At 66.1% G+C, this 2,718-nt stretch carries 2 protein-coding genes and 1 pseudogene; 2 read left to right on the plus strand and 1 reads right to left on the minus strand.

Annotation, left to right across the window (positions count from 1 at the left end):
* The coding region (locus ACEQXV_RS10910; RefSeq protein WP_370269140.1) for an aldehyde dehydrogenase family protein at positions 1-1,096 on the plus strand (1,096 nt) is incomplete at its 5' end.
* Positions 1,093-2,421, plus strand: coding sequence for an NAD(P)/FAD-dependent oxidoreductase (locus tag ACEQXV_RS10915; protein ID WP_370252015.1), 1,329 nt, complete (start codon positions 1,093-1,095; stop codon positions 2,419-2,421). The genes ACEQXV_RS10910 and ACEQXV_RS10915, both read left to right, overlap by 4 nt.
* Here the strand turns inward: ACEQXV_RS10915 and ACEQXV_RS10920 are convergent.
* Positions 2,422-2,718 (minus strand): annotated as a pseudogene (locus ACEQXV_RS10920) (EamA/RhaT family transporter); the annotation flags it as partial.

The following is a 2,718-nucleotide window of genomic DNA, read 5'->3' on the forward strand; positions in this document are numbered from 1 at the left end:
GATCGACAAGATCTACGATCAGGTCAGTCCCGCCTCTGACGATCACATCGCCATGGTGGTGCGCGAACCCATCGGCGTCGTGGGCCTCGTCCTGCCGTGGAACTTCCCGCTTCTGATGCTGGCGTGGAAGATCGGCCCGGCCCTGGCCGCAGGCTGTTCGGTGGTGGTGAAGCCGGCCGAGGAAACCTCGCTCACCGCGCTCCGCGTGGCGGAACTGGCAACCGAGGCGGGCCTGCCGCGCGGTGTGCTGAACATCCTTCCCGGAAGCGGGCCCGAGGTCGGCGAACCCATTGGCCGACACATGGATATCGACGCGGTGTCCTTCACCGGCTCGACCGTCACCGGCAAGCGGTTCCTGAGCTACTCGGGTGAATCCAACGCCAAGGAAATCACGCTGGAAATGGGCGGCAAGAACCCCGCCCTCGTCATGGATGACGCGGAAAACCTCGACCGGGTGGCCGCTCACATCGTGCAGGGCGCGTTCTGGAACATGGGCGAGAACTGCTCGGCCTCGTCACGGCTGATCGTCCACAAGAACGTGAAAGCGGAACTGCTGGAGCGCATCGCCCATCACGCCGCCCAGTGGAACACCGGCGATCCGCTGGACCCGGAAACCCGGCTTGGGGCTCTGGTTTCTGAAACGCATTTCAACAAGGTCTGCGGCTACCTGGAAAAGGCCGAAACGGTGGTTCTGGGCGGCAAGGCCGAAGCCGGTTTTGTCGAGGCGACCGTGGTGGAAGTGTCCGGCAACGATAACGTCTTGGCGCGCGAAGAGATCTTCGGCCCGGTCCTCTCGGTCATCACGGTGGACAATTTCGACCAGGCCATTCGCACCGCCAATGACACCGATTACGGGCTTTGCGCATCACTCTTCACCGCCAACGCCAAACGCGCCATTCGCGGCGCGCGGATGCTGCGCGCAGGCACGGTCACCGTGAACAGCTTTGGCGAGGGCGATGCCACCACGCCCTTCGGCGGGTTCAAGCAGTCTGGCTTCGGCGGGCGCGACAACGGCATCCACGCCCATGACCAGTACACGCAGCTCAAGACGATCTGGCTGGATCTGTCGGATGACGCAGACGAGGCCGTGGAGTGAGCGAACACCGCGCCCGGCGCCTGCCGGTTCACAAAGGGCCTGCCGCATGGTCGGCCATCCTGCCGGGGCAGCCTGCCCCGGTGGTGCTGGAGGATAACATCACCGCTGACGTGGCGGTGGTGGGCGCGGGTTTCGCGGGGCTGTCCGCCGCCCGGCGGCTTCTGCAACTGGACCCTGCGCTCCGGGTTGTGGTGCTGGATGCAGGACGCGTGGCCGAAGGCGCGGCGGGCCGCAATTCCGGCTTCATGATCGACCTTCCCCATGATCTGGCGTCAGACGACTACGCCGGGTCGGGCGACGACCGCACGGTGACCGCGCTCAACCGGCAGGCCATCGCCTTCGCGCTGTCGGCGGCGGAAGAATACGCCATCCCCCGCGATTTCGTAGATCCCGCAGGCAAGGTGAACGGGGCGGCCAGCGTCGCTGGCCATACGCATAACGAAAGCTATGCGCGCCATTTGTCGTCGCTCGGCGAAGCATCAGAGATGCTCGACGCCAAGGCAATGGAGGAGCTGACTGGGAGCCGCCATTACCTCTCGGGCCTCTACACGCCGGGCACCGTCATGCTGCAACCGGCGGGCTATGTCCGGGGGCTGGCAGAGGGGCTGAAGAGGCGCGCAAGCATCTTCGAAAACAGCCCTGTCAGCCGCATTGCCCGCATCGGTCACGACTGGCACGTGGCAACCATGCACGGCTCCGTCACCGCGCCCAAGGTGATCATGGCCAATAACGGCCAGCTCGAAAGCTTCGGCTTCGCGCGCGGACGCCTGATGCATATCTTCCTTTATGCCTCGATGACGCCGGTGTTGCCGGACGATGCCGTGAAGGGTGCGGATCGGTGGGGCGTGACGCCGTCGGACCCCATGGGCACCACCATGCGGAAGATCAGCGGCGCCCAGGGGGGAAGCCGGATCATCACCCGCACGGCGGCCAGCTTCAAACCCGGCATGGTGGTGAGTGACGCCGCGATGAAACGCGCGCGCCGCATCCATGACCAGAAGTTCGCCAGCCGCTTCCCGGACCTGCGCGGGATCGACATGGAGTTCACCTGGGCCGGGCATCTGTGTCTCAGCCGGAACAGCGTCTCCGTCACCGGGGAGCTGGAAGAAGGGCTCTTCGCGGCTTGTTGCCAGAACGGGCTTGGCACCGCGCGGGGGACGCTCACGGGCATGGGCGCGGCCGAGATGGTGCTGGGTCACGACAGCGACATCACCCGGTCACTCAATGCAGAACCCCAACCCACGCGCCTGCCACCCCGCCCGTTTTCCGACATCGGGGCCAACGCCTATCTTCGCTGGAAGGAATGGCGCGCCGGCGCGGAGTGATCAGCGCGCCACCGGCACCCGGCGGCTGCGGCGGAGCGCAATGAGGTTCGAAACCAGAAGCGCCCCGATCACCACCGCCCCCCCGACAAGCGCCCAACGGCCCGGGTCTTCGCCCACCACCGCCCAGACCAGAAGCGGCGCGAGGACGGATTCCAGCAGGATTAGCAGCGCCACCTCTGCCGAGCTGAGGTAGCGGGGCCCAAGCACCAACAGGCAGGACGACGCCCCGATGATGGCCCCGTGAGCCACGAACAGCGGCCATTGCGGGGCGAAACTGGCCACCGGGTCAGAGATGAC

Origin of the sequence: Nioella sp., from assembly GCF_964229645.1 — a bacterium.
GTDB lineage: Bacteria > Pseudomonadota > Alphaproteobacteria > Rhodobacterales > Rhodobacteraceae > Nioella.